Raw genomic sequence first — 223 nt, 5'->3', positions numbered from 1 at the left:
GAGCGGCCCACCACCTTCGACGCCAGGATCACCTTGTCGCGGGTGCCGCGCGCCTTGAACCAGGAGCCGATGATCCGCTCCGTGGACCCTTGGGTCTCGGGCCGCGGGGGAATGGAATAAAGTTCGGCGGTATCGAAGAAATTGATGCCCTGGTCGAGGGCGTAATCCATCTGTTCATGGCCTTCGGCCTCGGTGTTCTGCTGGCCCCAGGTCATCGTGCCGA

At 63.2% G+C, this 223-nt stretch carries 1 protein-coding gene; it reads right to left on the bottom strand.

Annotated elements, in window-relative coordinates:
• Positions 1 to 223 (bottom strand): aldo/keto reductase (locus E4K09_RS24005; RefSeq protein WP_193557350.1); only part of this gene is annotated, 223 nt, incomplete at both ends.

Origin of the sequence: Microvirga pakistanensis (assembly GCF_004458765.1) — a bacterium.
Taxonomy (GTDB): domain Bacteria; phylum Pseudomonadota; class Alphaproteobacteria; order Rhizobiales; family Beijerinckiaceae; genus Microvirga; species Microvirga pakistanensis.
This window is presented reverse-complemented; position numbering and strand designations above follow the sequence as displayed.